The sequence below is a fragment of the Streptomyces sp. AC550_RSS872 genome (genome assembly GCF_019049285.1).
Classification (GTDB): Bacteria; Actinomycetota; Actinomycetes; order Streptomycetales; family Streptomycetaceae; genus Streptomyces.
In genome coordinates this window covers 84,115-107,547 of the sequence record NZ_JAGMUL010000194.1, presented here as the reverse complement: position 1 = coordinate 107,547, position 23,433 = coordinate 84,115, and the positions used below count along the sequence as shown (strand labels likewise).

The window sequence follows — 23,433 nt, the reverse complement described above, 5'->3', positions numbered from 1 at the left end:
CGGTGTGTCTCGGGCCCAGGGCAGCGGGGCCCGGCGCTTGGCGGAGCCGTTACGCTGGAGGCGTGGCAGTCGTCGATGTATCCGAAGAGCTCAAGTCCCTCTCCTCGACCATGGAGTCGATCGAGGCCGTTCTGGACCTCGACAAGCTGAGGGCAGACATCGCCGTGCTCGAGGAGCAGGCAGCCGCGCCGTCCCTGTGGGACAACCCGGACGAGGCGCAGAAGATCACCAGCAAGCTCTCCCACCTCCAGGCGGAGGTGAGGAAGGCCGAGGCCCTCCGCGGTCGTATCGACGACCTCGGCGTTCTCTTCGAGATGGCCGAGGAGGAGGACGACCCGGACACCCGTGCCGAGGCCGAGTCCGAGCTGGCCGCCGTCCGCAAGGCGCTGGACGAGATGGAGGTCCGGACGCTTCTCAGCGGTGAGTACGACGCCCGTGAGGCGCTCGTCAACATCCGTGCCGAGGCCGGTGGCGTCGACGCCGCCGACTTCGCCGAGAAGCTCCAGCGCATGTACCTGCGCTGGGCGGAGCAGAAGGGCTACAAGACCGAGATCTACGAGACGTCGTACGCCGAAGAGGCCGGCATCAAGTCGACCACCTTCGCCGTCCAGGCGCCGTACGCCTACGGCACCCTCTCCGTGGAGCAGGGCACCCACCGGCTCGTCCGCATCTCGCCCTTCGACAACCAAGGGCGGCGCCAGACCTCCTTCGCGGGCGTCGAGATCCTCCCCGTGGTCGAGCAGACCGACCACATCGAGATCGACGAGTCCGAGCTGCGGGTGGACGTGTACCGGTCGTCCGGCCCCGGCGGCCAGGGCGTGAACACCACCGACTCCGCGGTGCGCCTCACCCACCTCCCCACCGGCATCGTCGTCTCCTGCCAGAACGAGCGGTCGCAGATCCAGAACAAGGCGACCGCGATGAACGTCCTCCAGGCCAAGCTGCTCGAGCGGCGCCGCCAGGAGGAGCAGGAGAAGATGAACGCACTCAAGGGCGACGGCGGCAACTCCTGGGGCAACCAGATGCGGTCGTACGTGGTGCACCCGTACCAGATGGTCAAGGACCTGCGCACCGAGTTCGAAGTCGGCAACCCCGAGGCCGTGTTCAACGGTGAGATCGACGGGTTCCTCGAAGCCGGAATTCGCTGGCGCAAGCAGCAGGAGAAGTAACTTTATCGACAAGGCAACTGCCGCCATCTCGGCGGCAGTTGCCTTTTCTGTGCCTGCATGTCTGGGTTTTACATCACACTCACAGGCTCCAACCCCTGGCATAGCTCCCGTACTTGGACATTGCGCTGGTAAACGGCCTTGACGTGTCTTTGAAAAATGGGAAGGGTAAAGCGTGGCATGCGTATCTCTGGGGCGCATGTGAACCGGGGGGCTTGAGTTCAGTACTACCTCCGTCGATCACGGCCCCCGAGCGCCGCCTCACTGACGATTCAGCTACTGGGGGTAGCAACCACATGACGAAGAAGACGCGGATCCGTATCGCGCGCCTCGCGGCCGGCACGGTGATCGCGGCTGGCGCCTCGCTGACCGCTGCGGGTGCCGCATCTGCCGCGGAGGAGCCGGGCGAGGGCTGCATCATCGGCATCCTGTGCCTGGGCGAGGACCCGACCGAGCCGCCGGCTCCCACGGACCCGCCTGTTCCGACGGACCCGCCGGTCCCGACCGACCTCCCGACGGACCCGGGTCTTCCGACGGACCCGGGCCTTCCGACCGACGAGCCCACGGTCGACCCGACGGAGCCGACGCTGGAGCCGACCGATCCCGGCCAGCCCACCGAGGGCCCGAGCGACCCGGGTAACGGCAACGGCAACGGGAACGGCAACAACGGCGGCGGTAACGACAACACCGACCCCGACGGTGGCACGTCCCCGCAGGAGGAGGGCTCCTCCTCCCTGACGGACACCGGCACGGAGACCACCGGTACCGGCACGGGTGCCGGCACGCCCCAGGGCGGCGGTGACGAGCTCGCCGAGACCGGTGCCGCTCAGACCACGTTCCTGCTGGTCGGCGCCGCCACGATGATCGCCGGCGGTATCGGCTTCCGCATCCTGCCGCGCCTCGTGAGCGGCCGTGGCGGTGCGGCTGCCTGACGGTAGCCGGTCGTCCACGCCGCGTGATTCACGCCGTAACGGCCGAGGGGCCCGGAGCGCGCTCGCTCCGGGCCCCTCGTCATGTCCGCCTGAGGTCCGCCTATGCGGTCTGGTGCGCCAGCAGAGCCACCGCCGCGATCAGCACCGCCAGCAGGGCGATCAGCGTCATCGGGTTCAGGCCCGCGAACGGGTTCTCCTGCTGGAGCCGCTCTCGGTTCGCCCGGCACACGGGGCAGCGGCCTTCGTTCACGGGTGCGGCACAGTTCGCGCACACCAGCCGGTCGTACGTCATGCGCCACCCTTCCCTCCGGGGGTTCAACGGGATCAACGGATACGGCCCCGAGAATGTTCCCCTCCTCTACTGTGCCAGGTTCCTCCAGAAAGGGCTCGGGCGCTCTGGGAGGGGGTGGTTGCCATTGTCTCGCGGCTGCGGGTCGTATGGGGCTGGTCGCGCCCACGCGGCGGAGCCGCAGATCGATACAGCCCCGCGCCCTCGCCGTCCGTCAAAGAGCGAACCCCGTACATAAGTGCACAAGGGGCGCGCAACCCTCCCGGCGACTGCACCCCTGCCCCCGGTTCGCGTATGGTCCCCCCATCTACCCCCGGCGACCCGTGGTGCATCCGTGATCCGATTCGACAACGTCTCCAAGGTCTACCCCAAGCAGAACCGCCCCGCACTCAGGGATGTGTCCCTGGAAGTGGAGAAGGGCGAGTTCGTGTTCCTCGTGGGGTCCTCGGGCTCCGGAAAGTCCACCTTCCTGCGGCTGATCCTCCGCGAGGAGCGGTGCAGTCACGGGCAGGTGCACGTTCTGGGCAAGGACCTCGCGCGCCTGTCCAACTGGAAGGTGCCGCAGATGCGGCGCCAGCTGGGGACGGTGTTCCAGGACTTCCGGCTGCTGCCGAACAAGACGGTCGCCGAGAACGTGGCCTTCGCGCAGGAGGTCATCGGCAAGTCCCGCGGCGAGATCCGCAAGTCCGTCCCGCAGGTGCTCGACCTCGTCGGTCTCGGCGGCAAGGAGGACCGGATGCCCGGTGAGCTGTCCGGCGGTGAGCAGCAGCGAGTGGCGATCGCGCGCGCGTTCGTCAACCGGCCCAAGCTGCTGATCGCGGACGAGCCCACGGGCAACCTCGACCCGCAGACCTCCGTCGGCATCATGAAGCTGCTCGACCGGATCAACCGGACCGGTACGACGGTCGTGATGGCCACGCACGATCAGAACATCGTGGACCAGATGCGCAAGCGCGTCATCGAGCTGGAGAAGGGCCGCCTCGTCCGCGACCAGGCGCGCGGCGTCTACGGCTACCAGCACTGACCCCCGTAGAAGTCCGGAAAGGCCTGAAGAAGCCGCCATGCGCGCCCAGTTCGTACTCTCCGAGATCGGTGTCGGTCTCCGCCGCAATCTGACGATGACGTTCGCCGTCGTCGTCTCCGTCGCCCTGTCGCTCGCCCTGTTCGGCGGGTCGCTCCTGATGAGCGACCAGGTCAACACCATGAAGGGCTACTGGTACGACAAGGTCAACGTCTCGGTCTTCCTGTGCAACAAGGCCGACGCCGAGTCCGACCCCAACTGCGCCAAGGGCGCGGTCACCGACGACCAGAAGAAGCAGATCCTCGCCGACCTGGACAAGATGACGGTCGTCGACAAGGTGACGTACGAGTCGCAGGACCAGGCGTACAAGCACTACAAGGAGCAGTTCGGCGACTCCCCGCTGGCCGCCTCGCTCACGCCGGACCAGCTTCAGGAGTCGTACCGGATCAAGCTGAAGGACCCCGAGAAGTACCAGGTCGTCGCGACCGCCTTCAACGGGCGTGACGGCGTGCAGTCCGTGCAGGACCAGAAGGGCATCCTGGACAACCTCTTCAAGCTGCTCAACGGCATGAACTGGGCGGCGCGCGCGGTGATGGCGCTGATGCTCGTCGTCGCGCTGATGCTGATCGTCAACACGGTGCGTGTCTCGGCGTTCAGCCGTCGGCGGGAGACCGGGATCATGCGTCTGGTCGGCGCCTCGGGCTTCTACATCCAGGCGCCGTTCATCATGGAGGCCGCGGTCGCCGGGCTCATCGGCGGGACGGTCGCCTGTGCGTTCCTGGTCATCGCGCGGTACTTCCTCATCGACCACGGGCTCGCCCTGGCCGACCAGCTGACCTTGGTCAACTTCATCGGCTGGGAAGCGGTGTTGACCAAGCTGCCGCTCATCCTCGCGACGAGCCTGCTGATGCCCGCGTTGGCGGCGTTCTTCGCGCTGCGCAAGTATCTGAAGGTGTGACCAACGCCAAGGGGGCCGTACGGGCAACGGACCGTACGGCCCCTTCGCGTTGTCCTAGACTCACCGGCATGTCAGGTCGTGACCTGTTCTGTCAGCCCCGCCGCTTCGGCCGCGGGGCCGCCCTGACATTGGTGTTCGCGAGCGTGCTCGTCGCCGGTGCGGCGACCGGCTCCCTGCCCGGTGACCGGAAATCCTCGGCCGACGCGGCCGGTTCGGCCGCCCCCGCGGGCCGGCACGTGGACGTCGCCGAGGCGGCCGCCGAGGCCATGGCGGCGGGCAAGTCCCCCGTGGAGGCCGCCGAACGCGCGGTCAGCCGCAGCGGGGACCGCTGGGGCGCCGTCTACTCCGAGGGCGAGTACGAGGAGTTCGAGGAGGCCCTCGACGGCCAGTACACCGGCGTCGGGCTGTGGGCCCGGCGTGAGCGGGACGGCCGTATCGAGGTGACGAAGGTCCGGGCCGGGTCGCCCGCGGCCACCGCCGGGATCCGCTCCGGCGACCTGTTGCGCAGCGTCGACGGCAGGACGGTCGACGGGCGTCCCGTCACCGAGGTCGTCTCCTTACTGCGGGGCGACGCGAAGGACGCGCCCGCCGGGACGCCGGTGAAGGTGGGCCTGGAGCGGGGCACGCGCGCGTGGGACCTCACGCTGCGCCGCGCCCGGCTGTCCACCGACTCGGTCACCGTCTCAGAACTCGCCGGCGGTATCACCGTCATCCGGATCTCCTCCTTCACCAAGGGCTCCGGCGACGCGGTCCGCGAGGCCGTGCGGCAGGCCCCCGCCGCCGCCGGTGTCGTACTGGACCTGCGCGGCAACTCCGGAGGCCTGGTCACCGAGGCCGTCACCGCCGCCTCCGCCTTCCTCGACGGCGGCCTGGTCGCCACCTACGACGTCGACGGCGACCAGCGCGCCCTGCACGCCGACCCGGCCGGCGACACCGGCAGACCTCTGGTCGCGCTCGTCGACGGCGGCACGATGAGCGCGGCCGAGCTGCTCACCGGCGCCCTCCAGGACCGCGGCCGCGCGGTCGTCGTCGGCACCCGCACCTTCGGCAAGGGCTCGGTCCAGATGCCGAGCCGCCTCCCCGACGGCTCCGTCGCCGAGCTGACCGTCGGGCACTACCGCACCCCCTCCGGCCGTGCCGTCGACGGTCGGGGGATCACCCCCGACCTGGAGGCCGACCGCGGCGTCCTGGAGCGGGCCGAGACGGTCCTCAGCGGCCTCGGCGACTCATAGAGTCTCGTAGCGATTCGTAGCGATTCGTGGCGACTGGTAGCGGCTCGTAAATCGGCTTTCCGCGCACCCCCTCCCTGGTGCGAAAATGGACGGCACTATGAGCAAGGGAATGTACGTACCGAAGGAGTCCCAGCCCAAGCAGGGCGGAGCGGCCGCGAAGGCCAGGGACGGCGAGAAGGGCGGCAAGCGCAAGATCGTCGCCCAGAACAAGAAGGCCCGGCACGACTACGCGATCATCGACACCTATGAGGCCGGTCTGGTGCTCATGGGCACCGAGGTCAAGTCGCTGCGCGAGGGCCGGACGTCGCTGACCGACGGCTTCGTCCAGATCGACCGGGGCGAGGCGTGGCTGCACAACGCCCACATCCCGGAGTACCACCAGGGCAGCTGGACCAACCACTCCGCGCGCCGCAAGCGCAAGCTCCTGCTGCACCGCGAGGAGATCGACAAGCTGGAGGCCAAGGCCCAGGAGACGGGTCACACGATCGTGCCCCTCGCCCTGTACTTCAAGGACGGCCGGGCGAAGGCCGAGATCGCTCTCGCGCGGGGCAAGAAGGAGTACGACAAGCGGCAGACCCTGCGGGAGAAGCAGGACCGGCGGGAGTCGGACCGGGCCATCGCCGCGGCGAAGCGGAAGCAGCGGGGCGCGTAGTCCGCGGACCGGCCGGGAATACGGTGGCATCGTCGTGCGTTGGTCACGTACGATGGCACTGCACCTCACAGAGGGTGCGCGCCCCTCCGGTCTCCGGAGGATTGAAAAAACAACATGGGGATGATCGGTTTCGACAGCGGCTGTTGAAGCAGGGGAAGCGTGTCGAGGAAGCGGCAATGATCTCGTAAACCATATGTCGCAACCAATAATCGCCAATTCCAAGAGCGATTCCCGCGCCTTCGCCCTCGCTGCCTGATAAGCAGTGAGTGAAGGCCCTTACGGGTGTCAGACCGGGGATGTTCCCGACCCGGACCCTGGCATAATCTAGGGAACTAAACCATCCGGCCCGGTCACGGGGTCGGATGGGAAACCAAACAGTGACTGGGCCCGTCGGCGACTTGTTCGCGTGATCGCCGGGGCCGAGAAAATCGCAGCGAACTGCACACGGAGAAGCCCTGATTTAGCACCGGTGGACGCGGGTTCGATTCCCGCCATCTCCACGATCGGGAGGTTTTCGAACCTTCCTAACCCATGTGGGCAAAGGCCCCGCTACCTTCGGGCAGCGGGGCCTTTGCCATGATCTGTGACAGCGCTGTGACCGGAGCTGTGGCTTCCGTCACGGCCTGCGGGTTCGCGCACTGGTGAGGTGGGCGGATGCCTACCGCCTCGCGCACCGTTCCCGCCGCCTTGGCCGGTGTCCTGCTGCTCGCCGCCTGTGGTTCCCAGAGCGCCACGCAGGGCGATGACACGACACGGGCGCGCGGCGCCGGGGTGTCGGCCGACGCCGCCGCGCTGTGCCCGTCGGGCTACTCCCAGTACGGCAGCCTGCCGCCGTCCGCCGGGGACGATCCGTCCGTCACCCCGTCCGGTACGCCGACGCCGCTGCCCCTGCCCTCTCCCACCGGGCCGGACGAGGACGGCGTGCAGGTCACCGGCCTGTACGCCTGGGCTGTGGGGAGCGGCTGCGAGGCCGACTACTCGGCCGCGTTCGAGATCACCAACTCCGGGACGAAGACGGTCACTTACACGGTGACCTTCTCCTTTCTCTCGCCGTCCGGCGGCGCGGTCGACAACGTCGAGCAGACCGTCCAGGCCGTCGGACCGGGGCGGACCGTCAAGGGAGCCGTCGCCATGAGGCAGTCGGTCACGCACGCGCCCGACGTCTCGGGCATCGACGTGCTCAAGGTGCGCGGCGTTCCCGCCGACGAGGCGACGTCCGCCTCGGGACCGTGCCCCGCGTCCGGGCTGCACGTCTACGCGGACCAGGGGGACGCCGCGATGGGGCTGCGCGTCATAGGACTGCATCTCGTCAACTGCGGCACCAAGACCTACGAGCTCAACGGCTACCCGGAGCTGGAACTCCTCGACGAGCGCCACGACTCCGTGGACAGTGTGCGGATCCTCCAGGGGACCGGGCAGATCAGTACAGCCGTCGGCGGGGGCGGCAGCCCGCGGCTCGTGGCCCTGCGGCCGGGTGAGGCCGCCCGGTCGACGCTGGCGTGGCGGAACACCACCGGGTTCGGCGATGCGGTGAACGTGCCGTACGTCCGGGTGCGGGCGAAGTCCGGTGCCGATCCCGTGATCGTGCAGCCGGAGCTGGACCTCGGGACGACGGGGCGGCTCGGCGTCGGGCCATGGCAGAAGGACGAGACGTCCCGAGCGGCCGGCAGCCCCACCGAGCGACCGGCGCCACCGCCACCGCCCCCGTCCCTCGTCCCGCCGACCTTCCCGGCCCCCTGAACCGCGGCCCCCGGTGACCGGTTTCCTGTTCGCCCTCGGGTGCGCGGTCGCGCTGGGTCTGCTCGCGCACCCGAGGATCGCGCCCGGCGTCAAGGTCGTCGTCCTCACCGCGCCTCCCGTGGTGGGAGTGGTCTGGCTGATGGACGTGGTGCTCGGGATGACCTCCGCCGCCGTGGCCGTCGGCGCGGTGTTCGTCGTCGTGGTGATCGCGCTGATCGGGCTCCTCGGCCATCCGCGGCTGCCGCTCTGGGCGAAGATGTCGGTGTTCGTCACGGTCCCGGTGGCGGCGCTGGCCTGGCTGATGGTGGTCACGGCGGACGACACGGCCAAGGACCCCGGCGAGGACCCGTGCTCGATGTACTACGGCGGCGTCGGCGTCTCCAAGGCGTTTCCCCCGCAGGCGTACTGCCTCCACGAGGGTGGCGGCACCGACAACCTCGCGCCGGGCGCCCAGTTCGTGTTCTGGGTGTGCTTCGTCAGCAGCCTGCTGCTGCTCGGGGCCGGGCTGTGGGAGGTCCTGCGGGACCCCAGGACGTTCGTGCGGCAGTTCCGTAAGGACGGGTCGCTTACCGGGTGAACCACCATGGCGGACACGTCCGTTGTGGTGTCCGACTCCATATCGACGGGTCGTTCGTGCTTCTACGGTCCCTCCGCATGACACAGACCAGAGCCGCAAGCCGTCGCATCCTCCTGGGGGCGACTCTTCTCGTCGTCGCCCTGATCGCCGCCTTCCTCTCGCCGGGCCGCGCCACGGCCGCCTCCCTTCAGGAGGTGACCGGGTTCGGCTCCAACCCCGGTGCCCTGCGCATGTTCCGGTACGTCCCCGACGGGCTGCCCGCCGGCCGGCCCGTGGTCGTCGCGCTGCACGGGTGCACCCAGAACGCCTCCGGATACGGCACCGGCAGCGGATGGCTCCAGCTCGCCGACCGCTGGGGCTTCTCCGTCGTCCTGCCGCAGCAGCAGACCGCCAACAACGCCTCGTCCTGCTTCAACTGGTTCCAGAACGGCGACATCGCGCGCGGCCAGGGCGAGGCCGCGTCCGTCGCGCAGATGGTCGACCGGCAGCTCGCCGACACCTCCGGGGACGGGTCGCGGGTTCATGTCACCGGGCTGTCCGCCGGGGGCGGGATGACAGCCGTGATGATGGCGGCGTACCCGGAGAAGTTCGCGTCGGGCGGGATCGTCGCCGGGCTGCCGTACGGATGTGCGCAGGCCGCCGGGTCGCCGTGGGTGTGCATGTACGCCGGGGCTACGCAGACCCCGAGGCAGTGGGGCGACCGGGTGCGCGCCGCCCGGCCCGGGTACGCCGGCCCCTGGCCCACGCTCGTCGCCTTCCAGGGCACGGCCGACTACACCGTGAAGCCCGTCAACATGACCGACCTGATGAAGCAGTGGACCGAGGTGCACGGGGCCGATCAGGCCGCCGACGTCGGCGACACCGTCGCCGGGTATCCGCACCAGGTCTTCCGGGACGCGGGCGGGCGTGCGGTCGTGGAGACGTACGGCGTCACCGGCATGGGGCACGGGCAGCCCGTCGATCCGGGGAGCGGGAGCGAGCAGTGCGGAAGCGCGGGGGCGTATGTCCTGGACGTGAACCTGTGCGGCGCGTACCGGATGGGGCGGGCCTGGGGGCTGGGCTGAGCCGGCCGCGGGAGCGAGGCGCTCTGTTGCGGGGGGCGGTTGTCCGGGATGCTGCTGAAGCATGAGCGAACCCGTGAGAACGTCCGGGAGAGGTTTCAACTCCCGGGGAAGAACGTGGATTTGGCCCGCAGTCGTGGCGCTCGTCGCCGCTGTTCTGGGGCCCGGCGCGCAGGCCGGTGCGGACGCTGACCGTACCGGCCTGCCGGAGGCCGTCGACACCATCCTGGGCGATGCGCGGATGGAGGGCGGTGTGGCGAGCGTGGTGATCGCGGACGCCGGCACCGGTGAACTCCTCTACCAGCACCTGCCGTCCACCAGGCTGATGCCCGCCTCCAACACCAAGCTCGCCACCTCGGCGGCGGCCATGGAGATCCTCGGGCCGGAGTACCGGTTCACCACCGATGTGCTGGCCACCGGACGGCGGCACGGCTCCGTGCTGCGCGGCGACCTGTATCTGCGCGGCACCGGCGACCCGACCCTGCTCGCCGACGACTACGACGAACTGGCCGCGCGCATCGCCGCGGCGGGGATCACCCGCGTGGACGGGCGGCTGCTCGCCGACGACACCCGGTTCGACGACGTACGGCTCGGGCGGTCCTGGGCCGCCGACGACGAGTCCTCCTACTACTCCGCGCAGATCAGCGCGTTGAGCGTGGCGCCGGACACCGACTACGACACCGGGACCGTGATCGTCACGGTCGCGCCGGGGAAGGCGGCCGGTGACGAGCCGGTCGTGTCCGTCACCCCCGACACCGACTACGTCGACATCGACGTACGGGCCACGACCGTCGCCGCCGGCGGGGCGAACGATCTCACCGTCGAGCGGGAGCACGGCACGAACACGATCGTGGTCAGCGGGACGACCCCGGTCGGCGGGGCAGGTGCCAAGGAGTGGGCCACCGTGTGGGAGCCCACCGGATACGCCGCCGCCGTCTTCCGGGACGCGCTCGCGGAGCACGGGGTCAGAGTGAGCGGCCCCACCCGGCTGGGGCGGCAGACGCCCGGTACGGCTGTGGAGCTGGCCTCCCATCGGTCCATGCCCCTGAGGGAACTGCTCATCCCGTTCATGAAACTGTCCAACAACATGCACGCCGAGATCCTCACGAAGGCCATGGGGTACGAGGCGTCGCGGCAGGGGAGCTGGAGCGCCGGGCTCGCGGCGATCAGCGGGTACCTCAAGGGCGTCGGCGTCGACGCCGGGAAGGTGCGGCAGGTCGACGGGTCGGGGCTCTCGCGGATGGACAACTTCCCCGCCGGGCAGCTCGTCGAACTGCTCCTCGCCGTGCGCGCCGAGCCCTGGTACGCCGACTGGCACCGCTCGCTGCCCGTCGCCTGCGACCCCGACCGGTTCGTCGGCGGCACCCTGCGCTCACGGATGTGCGGGACGCCTGCCGCGCTCAACGCCCGTGCCAAGACAGGGTCGTTGACGGGCGCGTCGGGTCTGTCCGGGTACGTCACCGGCGCTGACGGGCGGGAACTCGTCTACGGCATCGTCCTGAACAACTATCTGGCCTCGTCCGTGAAGCCCCTGGAGGACGCCATCGTGGTGACGCTGGCGCGCTCGACCGCCGAGGCCGCGACGCCGGCCGCCACGCTCAGGAGCGAGGCGAAGGCCGACGTCGAGTGCTCGTGGCGCAAGCCGCTCTCGTGCTGAGTTCCCGTGGGCCGGCGCGCGGTGGCTCCACCCCCGTCGTCGATCTCGAGGCGGGGGCGCCGCAGGTGAAAGCGCGTCAGTGGTGGTGGCCCTGTCGGCCGAGGGTGTCCACGGGGGTCGCGCCGGGGCGGGTCCACTGGGGTACGGGGCGGCTGGTCGGGCCCCAGGTGGCGTTTCCGTCCGCGTCCGTGCGCCAGGACCAGCACGCGTCGCCACCCTTGGGCCGGCCCTCGGGGTTGTCCTCCCAGGCCTCGCCGCGGCCGTAGGGCGTCATGTCGAGCAGGCCGAGGGAGCCGTTGACCCGCTCGTTGCCGCGGCCCGTCGTGGAGTAGGTGAGGAAGACGCGGTCACCGTCGCGCAGGTAGCTGGTGAGGTACCCCATGTCGCCGCCGACCGGCCCGTCCACGCCGCGCACCGAGTACCAGGGCTGGGTGTAACCCATGAACTCCACGTAGGCGGCCACCTCGTCCCAGCGGCCCGTGGTCAGGACGGCGAACGACACACCGCGGGCGTTGAGGTAGAGGGCGTCCTTCAGATGCCAGGCCGTGGTGGTGCAGCCCTCGCACTGCCCCTGGTGCGGTGCGCCGTCGTACCACATGTGCTTGTAGACCACGAGCTCGTCGCGCCCATCGAACAGGTCCAGGAACCGCACCGGCCCGTCGGGCCCGACGACCTCGACGGTCCCGTCGAACTCCACCATCGGCAGCCGCCGGCGGGCCGCGGCGATGGCGTCGCCCTCGCGGGTGTGCGCCTTCTCGCGGACCAGCAGCTCGTCCCGGGCGGCCTGCCAGGTGGCCAGGTCGACGACGGGCGGGCGGCCGGCCAGCTCGGTGTTCGGTTCGTCCGGCGTGGTCGTCATGGCGTCCTCCGTGGCGTGTCGTGTCGTGGTGACCGTCGTAGCCGTCCTACGCCGGTCACCACGACAGACTCCCGTCCTGCCCAGAACTCATCGCGACACCGCGCCCTCACCCGTGCCCTTTTGCGTGACTGCCTGTGGCGATGGTCTGTGTGTTCTTGGGTGGCTGCCTGTGGCGGCGGTTTGTGTGCTCTTGCGTGACTGCCCGCGGCGCCGATCCGTGCCCTGCTTACGCGAAGCCCGCGGCGCCGACCCGTGCCCTTTTGCGTGGCTGCCTGTGGCGGTGGTTTGTGTGCTCTTGGGTGGCTGCCCGCGGCGCCGATCCGTGCCCTGCTTACGCGAAGCCCGCGGCGCCGATCCGTGCCCTTTTGCGCGACTGCCCGTGGCGGCGGTCTGTGCCCTTTTGCGTGACTGCCCGTGGCGGCGGTCTGTGCCCTTTTGCGTGGCTGCCTGTGGCGGTGGTCTGTGTGCTCTTGCGTGACTGCCCGCGGCGCCGATCCGTGCCCTGCTTACGCGAAGCCCGCGGCGCCGACCCGTGCCCTCCTTACGCGACCGCCCTTGCGCCGACCCGAGCCCCCTCACGCGACCGCCCGCGGCGCTGTGCTCCCCCGCTCCGTCATCCTCGGCGGCAGCAGCGTCGCCTCCGGTACGGCCGTCCCGTTCAGCTTCTTCATCAGCAGCTCCACGGCCTGCGCACCGACCTCGTCGGCGGGCAGCGCGATCGACGTGACCGGCACCCGCAGCGACGCGGCGAGCTCGTCCGGGCAGATCGCGGTGACCGACAGGTCGGCCGGCACCCGCAGGCCCAGTTCCTCGAACGCGTCGATCAGCGGCTCCAGGACCGCCTCGTTGTGGACGACGACCCCCGTCAACCCCGGCTGCTCCCGCAGCAGTCGCTCGGCGACCACGCGCGCCGCGGCGGGCGAGGCCTCGCAGGGGTGCACGGCGGAGGCGAGCCGCCCCCGGTCCGCGGCGGCCGTGAAGCCGCGCATCACCCGCTGGGCGAACGCCGTCCCCCGGACATACACCTCCGGCGGCGACCCCACCAGCGCCACCGCCCGGTGGCCGAGCCGCGCCAGATGCTCCACACACGCCTCACCGGCCGCCTTGAAGTCCAGGTCGATGCAGGTCAGACCCTCCGGATCCGCCGGGAAGCCGATCATCACCGACGGCCGGTCCAGGCCGCGTAACAGCGCCGGGCGCGCATCGTCCAGCTGCACGTCCATGACGATCAGGCCGTCCACCAACGCCGTGTCCACGACTCGCCGCAGCCCCTCCTCGCCCTCCTCCTGGGTCAGCAGCAGCACGTCATGGCCATGGCGCCGGGCCGTGGTCACCACCGCCACCGCGAACCGCATCGCCACCGGCACGTCGATGCCCGGCCGCAGCGGCACCGCCAGGGCCAGCACGTTCGAACTGCGGCCGGCCAGCGCGCGGGCGCCGGCGTGCGGGCGGTAGCCGAGCCGGCGGATGGACTCCTCGACACGGCGCCGGGTCTCCTCGGAGATCGGACGCTTGCCGCTGAGCACATACGACACGGTGCTGGCGGAGACCCCGGCATGCCGCGCCACGTCCGTGATCTTCACCATCAGCCCAGCTCCAGGGAGAGAAACCCGGTCCCCGCCTGCGCCCGCACCTCGCGCTCGCCCGCCGCCAGCCCCCAGGGCGCGGCCGGGTCACCGCACGACGCCCGCAAGGTGTCCCCTTCCCGTACGACGGTGTAGGCCACCTCCCCGACCCGCACCGTCACCTGCGCGCCCCGCTCCAGCCCGAACGCCCGCAGCGTCACCCCGTCGGCATGGTCGTAGTCGGGCCGGTCGTCCACCGCGCCCACCGGGATCACCGCGCCCGGCCGCACCAGCAGCGGCACACTGGTGAAGTCGTGCCGTTCGCGCACCCAGCGCGGCCCGGTCACCGTCCGCCCGCTGAGGAAGTCGGTCCAGGTGCCCTCGGGGACGTAGTACGAGACGTCGCCCTCGTCGCTGAAGACGGGCGCCACCAGCAGGTCGGGCCCGAGCATGTACTGCCGCTCCAGATGCGCGCACCCGGGATCGTCGGGGAACTCCAGCACCATCGCCCGCATCATCGGCACACCCTCGGTGTGGGCGGTACGGGCGGCCTCGTAGAGATAGGGCATCAGGCGCAGCTTCAGCCGGGTGAAGTGGCGGGCCACGTCCACCGACTCCTCGTCGAACAGCCACGGCACCCGGTACGACGACGACCCGTGCAGCCGGCTGTGCGAGGACAGCAGCCCGAACGCCAGCCACCGCTTGAACAGCGCGGCCGACGGCGTGCCCTCGAAGCCGCCGATGTCATGGCTCCAGTACCCGAAGCCGGACAGCCCCAGGGAGAGGCCGCCGCGCAGCGACTCCGCCATCGACTCGTACGTGGCCTCGCAGTCGCCGCCCCAGTGCACGGGGAACTTCTGGCTGCCCGCGGTCGCCGAGCGCGCGAAGACCACCGCCTCCTCCTCGCCGCGGTGCTTGCGCAGCACGTCGAAGACGGTGCTGTTGTACAGGTACGTGTAGTAGTTGTGCATCCGCTCCGGGTCGGAGCCGTCCGACCACACCACGTCGACCGGCACCCGCTCGCCGAAGTCGGTCTTGAAGCAGTCGACGCCCTGCGCGAGCAGCGCCTCCAGCTTCGCCGCGTACCAGTCGCGGGCGGCCGGCAGGGTGAAGTCGACCAGCGCCATGCCCGGCTGCCACAGATCCCACTGCCAGACGCTCCCGTCCGGCCGCTTCAGCAGGTACCCCAGCTCCTTGCCTTCCGCGAACAGCGGGGAGCGCTGGGCGATGTACGGGTTGATCCAGACACAGATCCGCAGGTCCCTCGCCTTCAGCCGGGCCAGCATCCCCTCGGGATCGGGGAAGACGCGCGGGTCCCACTGGAAGTCGCACCAGTGGAACTCCCGCATCCAGAAGCAGTCGAAGTGGAAGACCGACAGCGGCAGTTCACGCTCCCGCATGCCGTCCACGAACGACGTCACCGTCTCCTCGTCGTACGACGTGGTGAAGGACGTCGACAGCCACAGGCCGAAGGACCACGCGGGCGGCAGCGCGGGGCGGCCGGTCAGGGCCGTGTACTTGCGGAGGATGTCCTTCGGGGTCGGGCCGTAGATGACGTAGTACGTCAGCTCCTGGGTCTCCGCGCTGAACTGCACCCGGGAGACGACCTCCGAGGCCACCTCGAAGGAGACCTTGCCCGGGTGGTCGACGAAGACGCCGTAGCCCGAGTCGGTCAGGAAGAACGGCACGTTCTTGTACGCCTGCTCGCTGGACGTGCCGCCGTCGGCCTGCCAGATGTCGACGACCTGCCCGTTCTTGACCAGCGGGCCGAAGCGCTCGCCGAGACCGTAGACGGCCGTACCGACACCGAGACCCAGCTGCTCGCGCAGATAGTGCGCCCCGCTCGCGTCCCGCATGATGCCCATGCTCTTGGGACCGCTGGAGGTGAGGGTGCGGCCGCCCGCCAGGAAGTCGACCTGCCAGGAACCGGCGCGGGCGACCCGGACCGACAGCGCTCCGGAGGTCAGGGTCGCGTGCTCGTCGTCGTACGAGATCTGCGGGACCGTCTGCGCCGACTCGGTGAGCTCGAACTCGGGGCCGCGCGGCTGTTCACCGCTGAAGTGCGTGAGGGTGAGACCGATCACGTCGGGCATCGGGGTGTGGGCGTTGATCGTCATGACCGGTCCCGTCATCAGGTCGCCGCGCGAGCGGATGGGCCGGGTCGGCGCGTGGATCTCCAGGACGCCGTCCGACTCGGTGACGTCCAGGACTTCGGCCGGATAGGCGGCGGTGACGCCTTCGCGCAGCAGCCAGTAGCCGTCGGTGAACTTCATGTGGGGTCCCTCGCAGCGTCCGGTCCGGTCCTCGGTCCTGTCGAATCGTTTCGATCAATTGTGTCGAAGCGCTTCGATTGGCGAAGGTATGTGCGCCGTCGGGGCGAGTCAATGGGGCGGTGGCACTCAGGGGGTTGCTGCCAGGGTGATGAGGAGTGCTGCCGCCGCTGCGGTGAGGGGAACTCCGTAGGCGGCTGCCGGCGTCAGGTGCTCCACCACCCAGCCTCCGATCGCGCTGCCGCAGGCGATTCCGCCCAGGAGGGCGGTCACGGCGAGGGTCATGCCCTCGTTCAGGCGGGCGGGCGGAGTGCGTTGCTGGACCAGGCTCATGTTGATGATCATGGTTGGGGCCGTGGCCATGCCGGCGATCAGCAGGGCGAGTGAGAGCAGGGCCAGCGAGCCGGTGAGGGTGGCAGCCAGCAGGGGCAGCGTCAGCAGCGCGGTCATCGCCGCTATGCACCGGGGATAGCGGTGCTCGGCGGGGCCGGAGAGCTTGAGCCGGCCGTACAGGAGGCCCGCCGCGCAGGATCCGGCCGCCTGAAGCGCCAGGACCGCGCCCGCGGCCGTACGGTGGCCCTGCGCGTCGGCGAACGCGAGGGTGACGACCTCTGTCGCGCCGAACACCGCGCCCATGGCGAGGCAGACGGCGAGCAGCCCGGGCATGCCGGGGGCGCGCAGCGGGGACGGCGCGGTCGTACGGGCCGCCGCACCCGTGCGGTCCCGGGGCGGCGTCGGCGGCTCGGTCGAGCGCTGTGCCGCGAAGGCCAGCACACCCGTCACCAGCAGCACCACGCCGGCCAGCGTCCCCGCCTCCGGGAACAGCGTCCCGCACAGGAAGGCCGCGAGCACCGGGCCCAGCATGAAGCACAGTTCGTCGGCGGCCTGCTCGAAGGAGTTCGCCGTGTGCAGGGACTCGGGGTCGCCCTTCAGCAGATGGGCCCAGCGGGCGCGGGACATGCCGCCGGTGTTGGGGGTGGTCGCGGTGGCGGCGTACGCGGCGAAGAGGGTCCAGGCCGGGGCGTCGTAGCGCACGCACAGCAGCAGCGCGAGGCTGCCCAGTGCGGCGAGGAGCGTGGCGGGTACGGCGACCCGCGCCTGTCCGTACCGGTCGACGAGCCTCGCGGTCCAGGGGGCGACCAGCGCGGTCGCCGCGAGGCCGGTCGCGGTTACGGCGCCGGCGAGGGCGTACGAACCCCGGGTGCCGGCGATCATCACGACCGCGCTCACGCTGAACATGCCCATGGGCAGACGGGCGGTGAGGTTCGCCAAGGTGAAGGCGCGAGTGCCGGGACGGGTGAAGAGCCGGCGGTACGGGCCGGGGGGACGGCTCTTCGTGCGGGCGCCGAAGTCGACGGCGACGAGGGCGTCGGCGGTGACGGTGAGGAGAGGGGTGGCGGGTGTGTTCTGCGTGTTCGAGGTCTTCGGGGCTTCTCGGTACGGCGGTTGCGGCATGGATCCACCGTCGTCCGGAGTGGATCACGGGGTCCAACACCTGCTGGGCGCGGATTCACGCACCTGTGTTGTGAGACGGGCGTGAGCTGTAGGTTTCCCAGCATGCCCGCTCACCTCGACCCCCGTCTCCTGCGTGCGTTCCTCGCCGTTGCGGAGGAACTGCACTTCACGCGTGCCGCGGCGCGGCTGTACGTCGCCCAGCAGGCGCTCAGCCGGGACGTACGGCGGCTGGAGCGGGACTTGGGCGCCGAGTTGTTCGTACGGACGACCCGGCAGGTCACGCTGACGGGTGACGGCGAGCGGCTGGTGCCGTACGCGCGCCGCGCCCTGCGGGCCCAGGACGATCTGCTCGCCGCCTTCGGGCAGGCACGCGCCCTGCTGGTGGACCTCAACTCCCCGGGCCTGGGCACCCCGCGCCGCGTCCTGCACCGGGCCCGCGAACTCGCCCCCGAGTACGAGCTGATGGCGCGCTACGAGAGCGGCCTGACGTGGGCGGCCGGTGAGATGGTGGCGGGGCGGCTGGACGCGTCCTTCGGACGGTTCGCGGGGCTGGACCCGGCGCTGCGGGCGGGGCTCGACCATCAGCCGGTCCGCTACGAGCCCATGGCGATCCTCCTCCCCGAGGACCATCCGCTGGCGGCCCTGGAGGCGGTACCGCTCGCCGCGCTCGCGGGGGAGGTCGTCTACGCCGGGGCCGGGAACCCCCGTACCCCGGAGTGGACCGATCTCGCGCGCCGGCTGTTCGACGGGCGGGGCATCGAGGTCGCGGCGCCCGCTCCGCTCGCCGTGGGCGACGAGGAGTTCGAGCGGGTCATGGCCAAGACGCGCACGCCCGTGCTCGCCGTCGTGGACTTCCCGCCCATGCCCCGGACCGTGCTGCGTCCCTTGATCGATCCGGTGCCGCTGTCACCCGTTTCGCTGGTGTGGCGAAAGGGGCTCGCGCACCCCGCGTTCGACACCCTTCGACGGGCTGCGGCCCAGGTCGCGGCCGAGGAGGGCTGGCTGCGGAGGCCCGCGAACGGATGGATATCGGCCAAGGATTCAGCCAGTATGGGCGTGCACAATTGACACGCGGCCAACACGAAACCTCCGCGTGCGCTACATTCGTGGCCTGAGCACGGTGTGGTAATAGGGGGGCGCTCGGCCGGGTGGGGGCTCGGTACGGCGACGGGTGCTCAGTGTCGTGCGCGCACCCGGAACGGTCCCGTGGGGGGATGTGCGTGCGTGTGAAGAAGTGGCGAGAAGACGCCCGACCGGAGTGGCCCGAGATCGCTGAGGGCTCCGGAGGCGGCGCTTCCGCGGGGGGCTCCCGGGGTGACACCCAGGCCTTCCCGGCGACCGGGGAGACCGAGGTCCCTGGTCGGGGCCATCGCTCCCGATCCGAGGCAAGGGAGACGGAGATACTCCACGGTGGCGGGCGCGCGTCTTCGGACGCCGACGAGACACAGGTCCTGGGGGGCGGTTCCGGTTCGTCCGCTTCTGGTTGCTCTTCCGCCGCGTCCGCGTCCGGCGCGGACGAGACCGCGGTGCTTCCGGCGGTCGGGAGACCGGCGGCGGGGGGCTCTGGCCGGCCCACGGGGAAGACGGAGCCCTGGTCGGCCTTCGACCGAGGCCGGCCGACTCGCAGAAGCGACGGGGCGTCTGCTTCCGGGGACTGCCCGTCTCCGGCCTCCGGGAGTGCTGGGTCGTCGGCCACGGGGGGCGGCGCGGCCCCGGCTTCCCGGAACGACCTGTTCCCGGCACCCGGTGAGACGCGTGCCGCCGTCCGTGACCCGTGGGCCGAGGGCGACGAGGCCGCCGAGGCGGCGACGCCCGGCGCGCCCGGTGCCACCCACGACCCGCACGAAGTCACCATCCAGCTCGACGGCGTAGGGCTTCAGCTGGACAACATGCTGCGCGCGGCCAAGGACGGGCCGGGCGGGGGCGGCGAGGGGTCCGACGGGCCGGTGTTCGTCGACGAGTCGGGGCGCCGCAGTCGTCGTTTCCGCCGGATCGGCATGGCCGTGGCCCTCGCCTGCGCGGTCTACGCCGTCGTCATCGTCGCCACGGTGCTGTCCGGCAACTCCGACGCGCCGTGGCTGCCCGTGGAGGGACCCAAGGAACAGCCGGCCGGTCAGGTCGACACCCCGCCGTTGCCCGCCGAGTCGGCACCGGTGCCCTCCGGCACCGGCGGCGTCGCCCCGGGCGTCTCCCCGACGGCCGACGCCGGCACCACCCCGTCCCCGGGCGCCGGCGTCTCCGAGCCCGGTGCGTCGGCCGGCGTCGAGAGCCCGGGCGCGTCCGCCGACCCGAAGCCGAGCGCCACGAAACCCACCGTGAAACCGGACACGGATCCCACCCCGGGCACCGATCCGACCGTCGAGCCCACCGTGCCCGACCCCGGCCCCGACCCGACCCCGACGGACGGCGGCGGCCCCACCGAGGCCCCGACCGACACCCCGACCATCGACGAACCCGGCACCGGCACGGTCGCCGACGGTCCGAGCGACCCGTCGCCCATCGCCCAGGAACCGGGCGCCACCGCTTCCGCCCTCGCCGCCCCGTCCCCGGAGTACACCCTCTGATGGCATCCCGCACCCGCCGTCACGGCCCCGCGAAGGGAGCCCCCGACGGCTCCCGGCGCCGACGCGTGCCCATGCGCCTGCTGCTGCCCTGCCTCGTCCTCGTCGCGCTGATGGCGATGCTGATGCTGCGGGGCTACGTCCACAGCGAGATCCTGGCCGACTATCGCGTGGCGCCCGCCGCGGCCAACGACAAGGTGCCGCAGGAGATCCTCAAGGGCGGCCCGGTCATCGACACCCGCGGCGGCAAGGCCACCACGCTGGGCGTGCCGGACGACAGCGTCGTCCTCACCTTCGACGACGGCCCGGACCCCGAGTGGACGCCGAAGGTGCTGGACGCCCTGAAGCGCAACGACGCGCACGCCGTCTTCTTCATCACCGGCACGATGGCCTCCCGCTACCCGGACCTCGTCCAGCGCATGGTGGACGAGGGACACGAGATCGGTCTGCACACTTTCAACCACCCCGACCTCTCCTACCAGTCCAAGAAGCGCGTCGACTGGGAGCTCTCCCAGAACCAGCTCGCGCTCGCGGGCGCGGTCGGCATCCGCAGTTCCCTGTTCCGGCCGCCGTACTCGTCCAAGTCCGAGAACATGGACAACAACTCCTGGCCGGTCACCGAGTACATCGGCAGCCGCGGCTACATCACGATCGTCAACGACACCGACAGCGAGGACTGGCGCAAGCCGGGCGTCGAGGCCGTCATCCGCAACTCCACACCCAAGCCCGGCAAGGGCGCGATCGTCCTGATGCACGACTCCGGCGGCGACCGGCACCAGACGGTCCAGGCACTGGACCGGCTCATCCCTCAGCTCCAGGGCAAGGGCTACGAGTTCCAGAACCTCACCGAGGCCCTGGACGCCCCCAGCGCGCACACCCAGGTCACCGGCCTCGACCTGTGGAAGGGCAAGGCCTGGGTCTTCCTGGTCGACGCCTCCGACAACATCACCGCGGTCCTGGTCGTCGGCCTCGCCGCCATCGGCTCCCTCGTCATCGCCCGTTTCGGCCTGATGCTGCTGCTCTCCGGCATCCACGCCCGCCGCACCCGCAGCCGCGACTTCACCTGGGGCCCGAACGCGCCGGTCACCGAACCGGTGTCGGTGCTGGTCCCGGCGTACAACGAGGCCAAGTGCATCGAGAACACCGTGCGGTCCCTGATGCGCAGCGAACACCCCGTCGAGATCATCGTCATCGACGACGGCTCCAGCGACGGCACGGCCCGGATCGTCGAGGGGCTGGGACTTCCGAACGTCCGCGTCATCCGCCAGCTCAACGCGGGCAAGCCCGCGGCGCTCAACCGCGGCCTGGCGAACGCCCGCCACGACCTGATCGTGATGATGGACGGCGACACCGTCTTCGAACCGTCCACGGTCCGCGAACTCGTCCAGCCGTTCGCCGACCCGCGCGTCGGCGCGGTCGCCGGCAACGCCAAGGTCGGCAACAAGGACACCCTCATCGGCGCCTGGCAGCACATCGAGTACGTGATGGGCTTCAACCTGGACCGCCGTATGTACGACGTCCTTCAGTGCATGCCGACCATCCCCGGCGCCGTCGGAGCCTTCCGGCGCTCGGCCCTGGAACGGGTCGGCGGCATGAGCGACGACACCCTCGCCGAGGACACCGACATCACGATGGCGATCCACCGCGACGGCTGGCGCGTGGTGTACGCCGAGAAGGCCCGGGCCTGGACCGAGGCACCCGAGTCCGTCCAGCAGCTGTGGTCCCAGCGCTACCGCTGGTCGTACGGCACCATGCAGGCGATCTGGAAGCACCGCAGGGCGCTCGTGGAACGGGGCCCGTCGGGCCGCTTCGGCCGGGTGGGCCTTCCTCTCGTCTCCCTCTTCATGGTCCTGGCCCCGCTGCTGGCCCCGCTCATCGACGTCTTCCTCGTCTACGGCCTGATCTTCGGCCCCACCGAGAAGACGATCCTGGCCTGGTTCGGCGTCCTCGCCATCCAGGTGGTCTGCGCGGCCTACGCCTTCGTCCTGGACCGCGAGCGCCTCACCCCGCTCATCTCCCTCCCGCTCCAGCAGATCCTCTACCGACAGCTCATGTACGTCGTCCTGCTCCAGTCCTGGATCACCGCCCTCACCGGCGGCCGGCTGCGCTGGCAGAAGCTGCGGCGCAAGGGCGGGGTGTCCGCACCGCCGACCGTTCCGGCTCCTCAGCGTCGGCAGATCATGGACGAGAGGCCGGTCCGATGAACCCGCCCACCCCCGCGACGGCTCTGCCGTCCGACGCGGCGCCCCCGCTCCCATCGGAGACGACCGAGCAGGCCGCCCGCAAAGCCCCGGTACGCGACCGCTACTTCGACCTCCTGCGCGCCCTCGCCCTGTTCCGCGTGGTCCTGTACCACCTGACGGGCTGGGCCTGGCTGCCCCTCGTCTTCCCCTCCATGGGCGTGATGTTCGCCCTCGCCGGCAACCTCATGGCCCGCTCCCTGAAGCGCCCGGCCGCGCAGGTCATCAAAGGCCGCATACGCCGCCTGCTGCCTCCGCTGTGGCTGCTGGGCGTGGTCGGCGTCGCCGGCATGGTGATCCAGGGCTGGGGCCCGGACGCCGACGGCCACCCCGGCTGGTGGTGGGTCCACCTCGCCTACTGGGTCGTCCCGCTCAGCGACCCGCCGTACGGCGAGGGCCTCCCCGGCCTCCCCGGCTTCGTCGGCGAGAACTGGGCCTCCGACCTGGCCGGACCGCTCTGGTACATCCGCGCCTACCTCTGGTACGTCCTGCTCTCCCCGTTCCTGCTCAAGGCCCTGCGCACGATGCCGCTGGCCACCGTCCTCGCGCCGCTCGCCCTGTCGGCGGCCTTCGAGCTGGGCTACCTCAGCCTCCCCGGCGAGCGGATCCCGTCCGCCCTCACGGACTTCAGCACCTTCGGCGCCTGCTGGATCCTCGGCATGGCACACCAGGAGGGCATCATGCGCCGGCTGCCCCGCTACGTCGTGCCGTCCATCGCCCCGATCTTCGCCGCGGTCGGGCTGTGGTACGCCCTGAACCACGACTTCGGCGAAGGCAACGACCTCGACAGCATGCCCCTGGCCCAGGCCCTCTGGTCCTTCGGCACGGTCCTGCTCCTCCTCCACCTCAGCCCTTCCTGGTCCGAGTGGCCACGCCGCCTGCGCCGCTGGGACCGACTGATCACCCTGCTCAACTCCCGCGCGGTGACGATCTACCTCTGGCACAACACCTGCATCCTCGTCGCCGCGACGATGTGGGACCGGCTGTGGGGCATCGACCTGATGTGGATGCACTTCTCCTGGCTCCTGGAGAGCCCCTGGCCGGTGCTGGCGTTCACCTGGGTGCTCATCGGCAGCTGCATCGTGTGGTTCGGGTGGGCGGAGGACCTGGCGGCGAAGAGGAGGCCGCAGTTGTGGCCGGACGGTTCCTCAAAGCGGACGGGCGGTCGCCGGGCCAAGCGGGCCAAGCGCGCCTGAAC

At 70.7% G+C, this 23,433-nt stretch carries 19 protein-coding genes and 1 other RNA gene; 15 read left to right on the top strand and 5 right to left on the bottom strand.

Going from position 1 to position 23,433, the window contains the following annotated elements; all coding sequences use genetic code 11:
• Positions 1 to 62 precede the first annotated feature (62 nt).
• Together prfB and KUM44_RS40465 are read left to right on the top strand one after the other, a co-directional pair.
• Complete coding sequence (gene prfB / locus KUM44_RS40470; protein WP_062721009.1) at positions 63 to 1,169, top strand: peptide chain release factor 2; 1,107 nt, start codon at positions 63 to 65, stop codon at positions 1,167 to 1,169.
• 293 nt (positions 1,170 to 1,462) lie between these two features.
• Positions 1,463 to 2,098 carry a hypothetical protein gene (locus KUM44_RS40465; RefSeq protein ID WP_217214759.1) on the top strand — a complete coding sequence of 212 codons (636 nt, stop codon included), beginning with the start codon at positions 1,463 to 1,465 and terminating at the stop codon, positions 2,096 to 2,098.
• Between the two features lie 100 nt (positions 2,099 to 2,198).
• On the opposite strand, the gene KUM44_RS40460 is transcribed toward KUM44_RS40465, so the two are convergent.
• Entirely contained in the window at positions 2,199 to 2,390 is a 192-nt protein-coding gene (locus KUM44_RS40460; RefSeq protein WP_217214758.1) for a hypothetical protein, read from the bottom strand.
• Positions 2,391 to 2,721: 331 nt separating this feature from the next.
• Here KUM44_RS40460 and ftsE point away from each other — a divergent pair, with 331 nt between their 5' ends.
• From ftsE to dacB, 9 genes are all read left to right on the top strand, one after another.
• Positions 2,722 to 3,411 carry a cell division ATP-binding protein FtsE gene (gene ftsE, locus KUM44_RS40455; RefSeq protein ID WP_030051349.1) on the top strand — a complete coding sequence of 230 codons (690 nt, stop codon included), beginning with the start codon at positions 2,722 to 2,724 and terminating at the stop codon, positions 3,409 to 3,411.
• A 37-nt stretch (positions 3,412 to 3,448) separates the two neighbouring features.
• Positions 3,449 to 4,366 (top strand): permease-like cell division protein FtsX, encoded by a 918-nt coding sequence (gene ftsX / locus KUM44_RS40450; RefSeq protein WP_217214757.1) that lies wholly within the window; start codon positions 3,449 to 3,451, stop codon positions 4,364 to 4,366.
• 68 nt (positions 4,367 to 4,434) lie between these two features.
• Positions 4,435 to 5,598, top strand: a complete 1,164-nt coding sequence (locus tag KUM44_RS40445; protein WP_217214756.1) for a S41 family peptidase — start codon at positions 4,435 to 4,437, stop codon at positions 5,596 to 5,598.
• 109 nt (positions 5,599 to 5,707) lie between these two features.
• On the top strand, positions 5,708 to 6,250 hold the full coding sequence (gene smpB / locus KUM44_RS40440; protein ID WP_254390820.1) for an SsrA-binding protein SmpB: 543 nt from the start codon (positions 5,708 to 5,710) through the stop codon (positions 6,248 to 6,250).
• 116 nt (positions 6,251 to 6,366) lie between these two features.
• Positions 6,367 to 6,753, top strand: a transfer-messenger RNA (tmRNA) gene (gene ssrA / locus KUM44_RS40435).
• A 151-nt stretch (positions 6,754 to 6,904) separates the two neighbouring features.
• Positions 6,905 to 7,990, top strand: coding sequence for a DUF4232 domain-containing protein (locus KUM44_RS40430; protein ID WP_217214755.1), 1,086 nt, complete (start codon positions 6,905 to 6,907; stop codon positions 7,988 to 7,990).
• Between the two features lie 13 nt (positions 7,991 to 8,003).
• Positions 8,004 to 8,567: a hypothetical protein gene (locus tag KUM44_RS40425; RefSeq protein ID WP_217214754.1), complete on the top strand. Its 564-nt coding sequence runs from the start codon at positions 8,004 to 8,006 to the stop codon at positions 8,565 to 8,567.
• A 77-nt stretch (positions 8,568 to 8,644) separates the two neighbouring features.
• A complete protein-coding gene (locus KUM44_RS40420; protein WP_217214753.1) occupies positions 8,645 to 9,631 on the top strand; it encodes a PHB depolymerase family esterase in 987 nt (328 codons plus the stop codon).
• A gap of 61 nt (positions 9,632 to 9,692) precedes the next feature.
• Entirely contained in the window at positions 9,693 to 11,285 is a 1,593-nt protein-coding gene (gene dacB / locus KUM44_RS40415) for a D-alanyl-D-alanine carboxypeptidase/D-alanyl-D-alanine-endopeptidase (RefSeq protein ID WP_217214752.1), read from the top strand.
• A 76-nt stretch (positions 11,286 to 11,361) separates the two neighbouring features.
• Here the strand turns inward: dacB and KUM44_RS40410 are convergent, their stop codons facing one another.
• The 4 genes from KUM44_RS40410 to KUM44_RS40395 form a co-directional block, all read right to left on the bottom strand.
• Positions 11,362 to 12,144: a DUF899 family protein gene (locus KUM44_RS40410; RefSeq protein ID WP_217214751.1), complete on the bottom strand. Its 783-nt coding sequence runs from the start codon at positions 12,142 to 12,144 to the stop codon at positions 11,362 to 11,364.
• 575 nt (positions 12,145 to 12,719) lie between these two features.
• Positions 12,720 to 13,730 carry a LacI family DNA-binding transcriptional regulator gene (locus tag KUM44_RS40405; protein WP_217214750.1) on the bottom strand — a complete coding sequence of 337 codons (1,011 nt, stop codon included), beginning with the start codon at positions 13,728 to 13,730 and terminating at the stop codon, positions 12,720 to 12,722.
• Positions 13,730 to 15,982 carry an alpha-xylosidase gene (gene yicI, locus KUM44_RS40400; protein WP_217214749.1) on the bottom strand — a complete coding sequence of 751 codons (2,253 nt, stop codon included), beginning with the start codon at positions 15,980 to 15,982 and terminating at the stop codon, positions 13,730 to 13,732. The genes KUM44_RS40405 and yicI overlap by 1 nt, the downstream gene beginning before the upstream one ends.
• Positions 15,983 to 16,108: 126 nt before the next feature.
• A complete protein-coding gene (locus tag KUM44_RS40395) occupies positions 16,109 to 17,434 on the bottom strand; it encodes an MFS transporter (RefSeq protein ID WP_217214748.1) in 1,326 nt (441 codons plus the stop codon).
• 102 nt (positions 17,435 to 17,536) lie between these two features.
• On the opposite strand from KUM44_RS40395, the gene KUM44_RS40390 reads away from it, so the two are divergent.
• The 4 genes from KUM44_RS40390 (at position 17,537) to KUM44_RS40375 (ending at position 23,431) form a co-directional block, all read left to right on the top strand.
• Positions 17,537 to 18,502 carry a LysR family transcriptional regulator gene (locus tag KUM44_RS40390; protein ID WP_217214747.1) on the top strand — a complete coding sequence of 322 codons (966 nt, stop codon included), beginning with the start codon at positions 17,537 to 17,539 and terminating at the stop codon, positions 18,500 to 18,502.
• A gap of 821 nt (positions 18,503 to 19,323) precedes the next feature.
• Complete coding sequence (locus KUM44_RS40385) at positions 19,324 to 19,998, top strand: hypothetical protein (RefSeq protein ID WP_217214746.1); 675 nt, start codon at positions 19,324 to 19,326, stop codon at positions 19,996 to 19,998.
• On the top strand, positions 19,998 to 22,199 hold the full coding sequence (locus KUM44_RS40380; protein WP_217214745.1) for a bifunctional polysaccharide deacetylase/glycosyltransferase family 2 protein: 2,202 nt from the start codon (positions 19,998 to 20,000) through the stop codon (positions 22,197 to 22,199). Before KUM44_RS40385 ends, KUM44_RS40380 begins: the two co-directional genes overlap by 1 nt.
• Complete coding sequence (locus KUM44_RS40375; RefSeq protein WP_217214744.1) at positions 22,196 to 23,431, top strand: acyltransferase; 1,236 nt, start codon at positions 22,196 to 22,198, stop codon at positions 23,429 to 23,431. Before KUM44_RS40380 ends, KUM44_RS40375 begins: the two co-directional genes overlap by 4 nt.
• Positions 23,432 to 23,433: the final 2 nt, after the last annotated feature.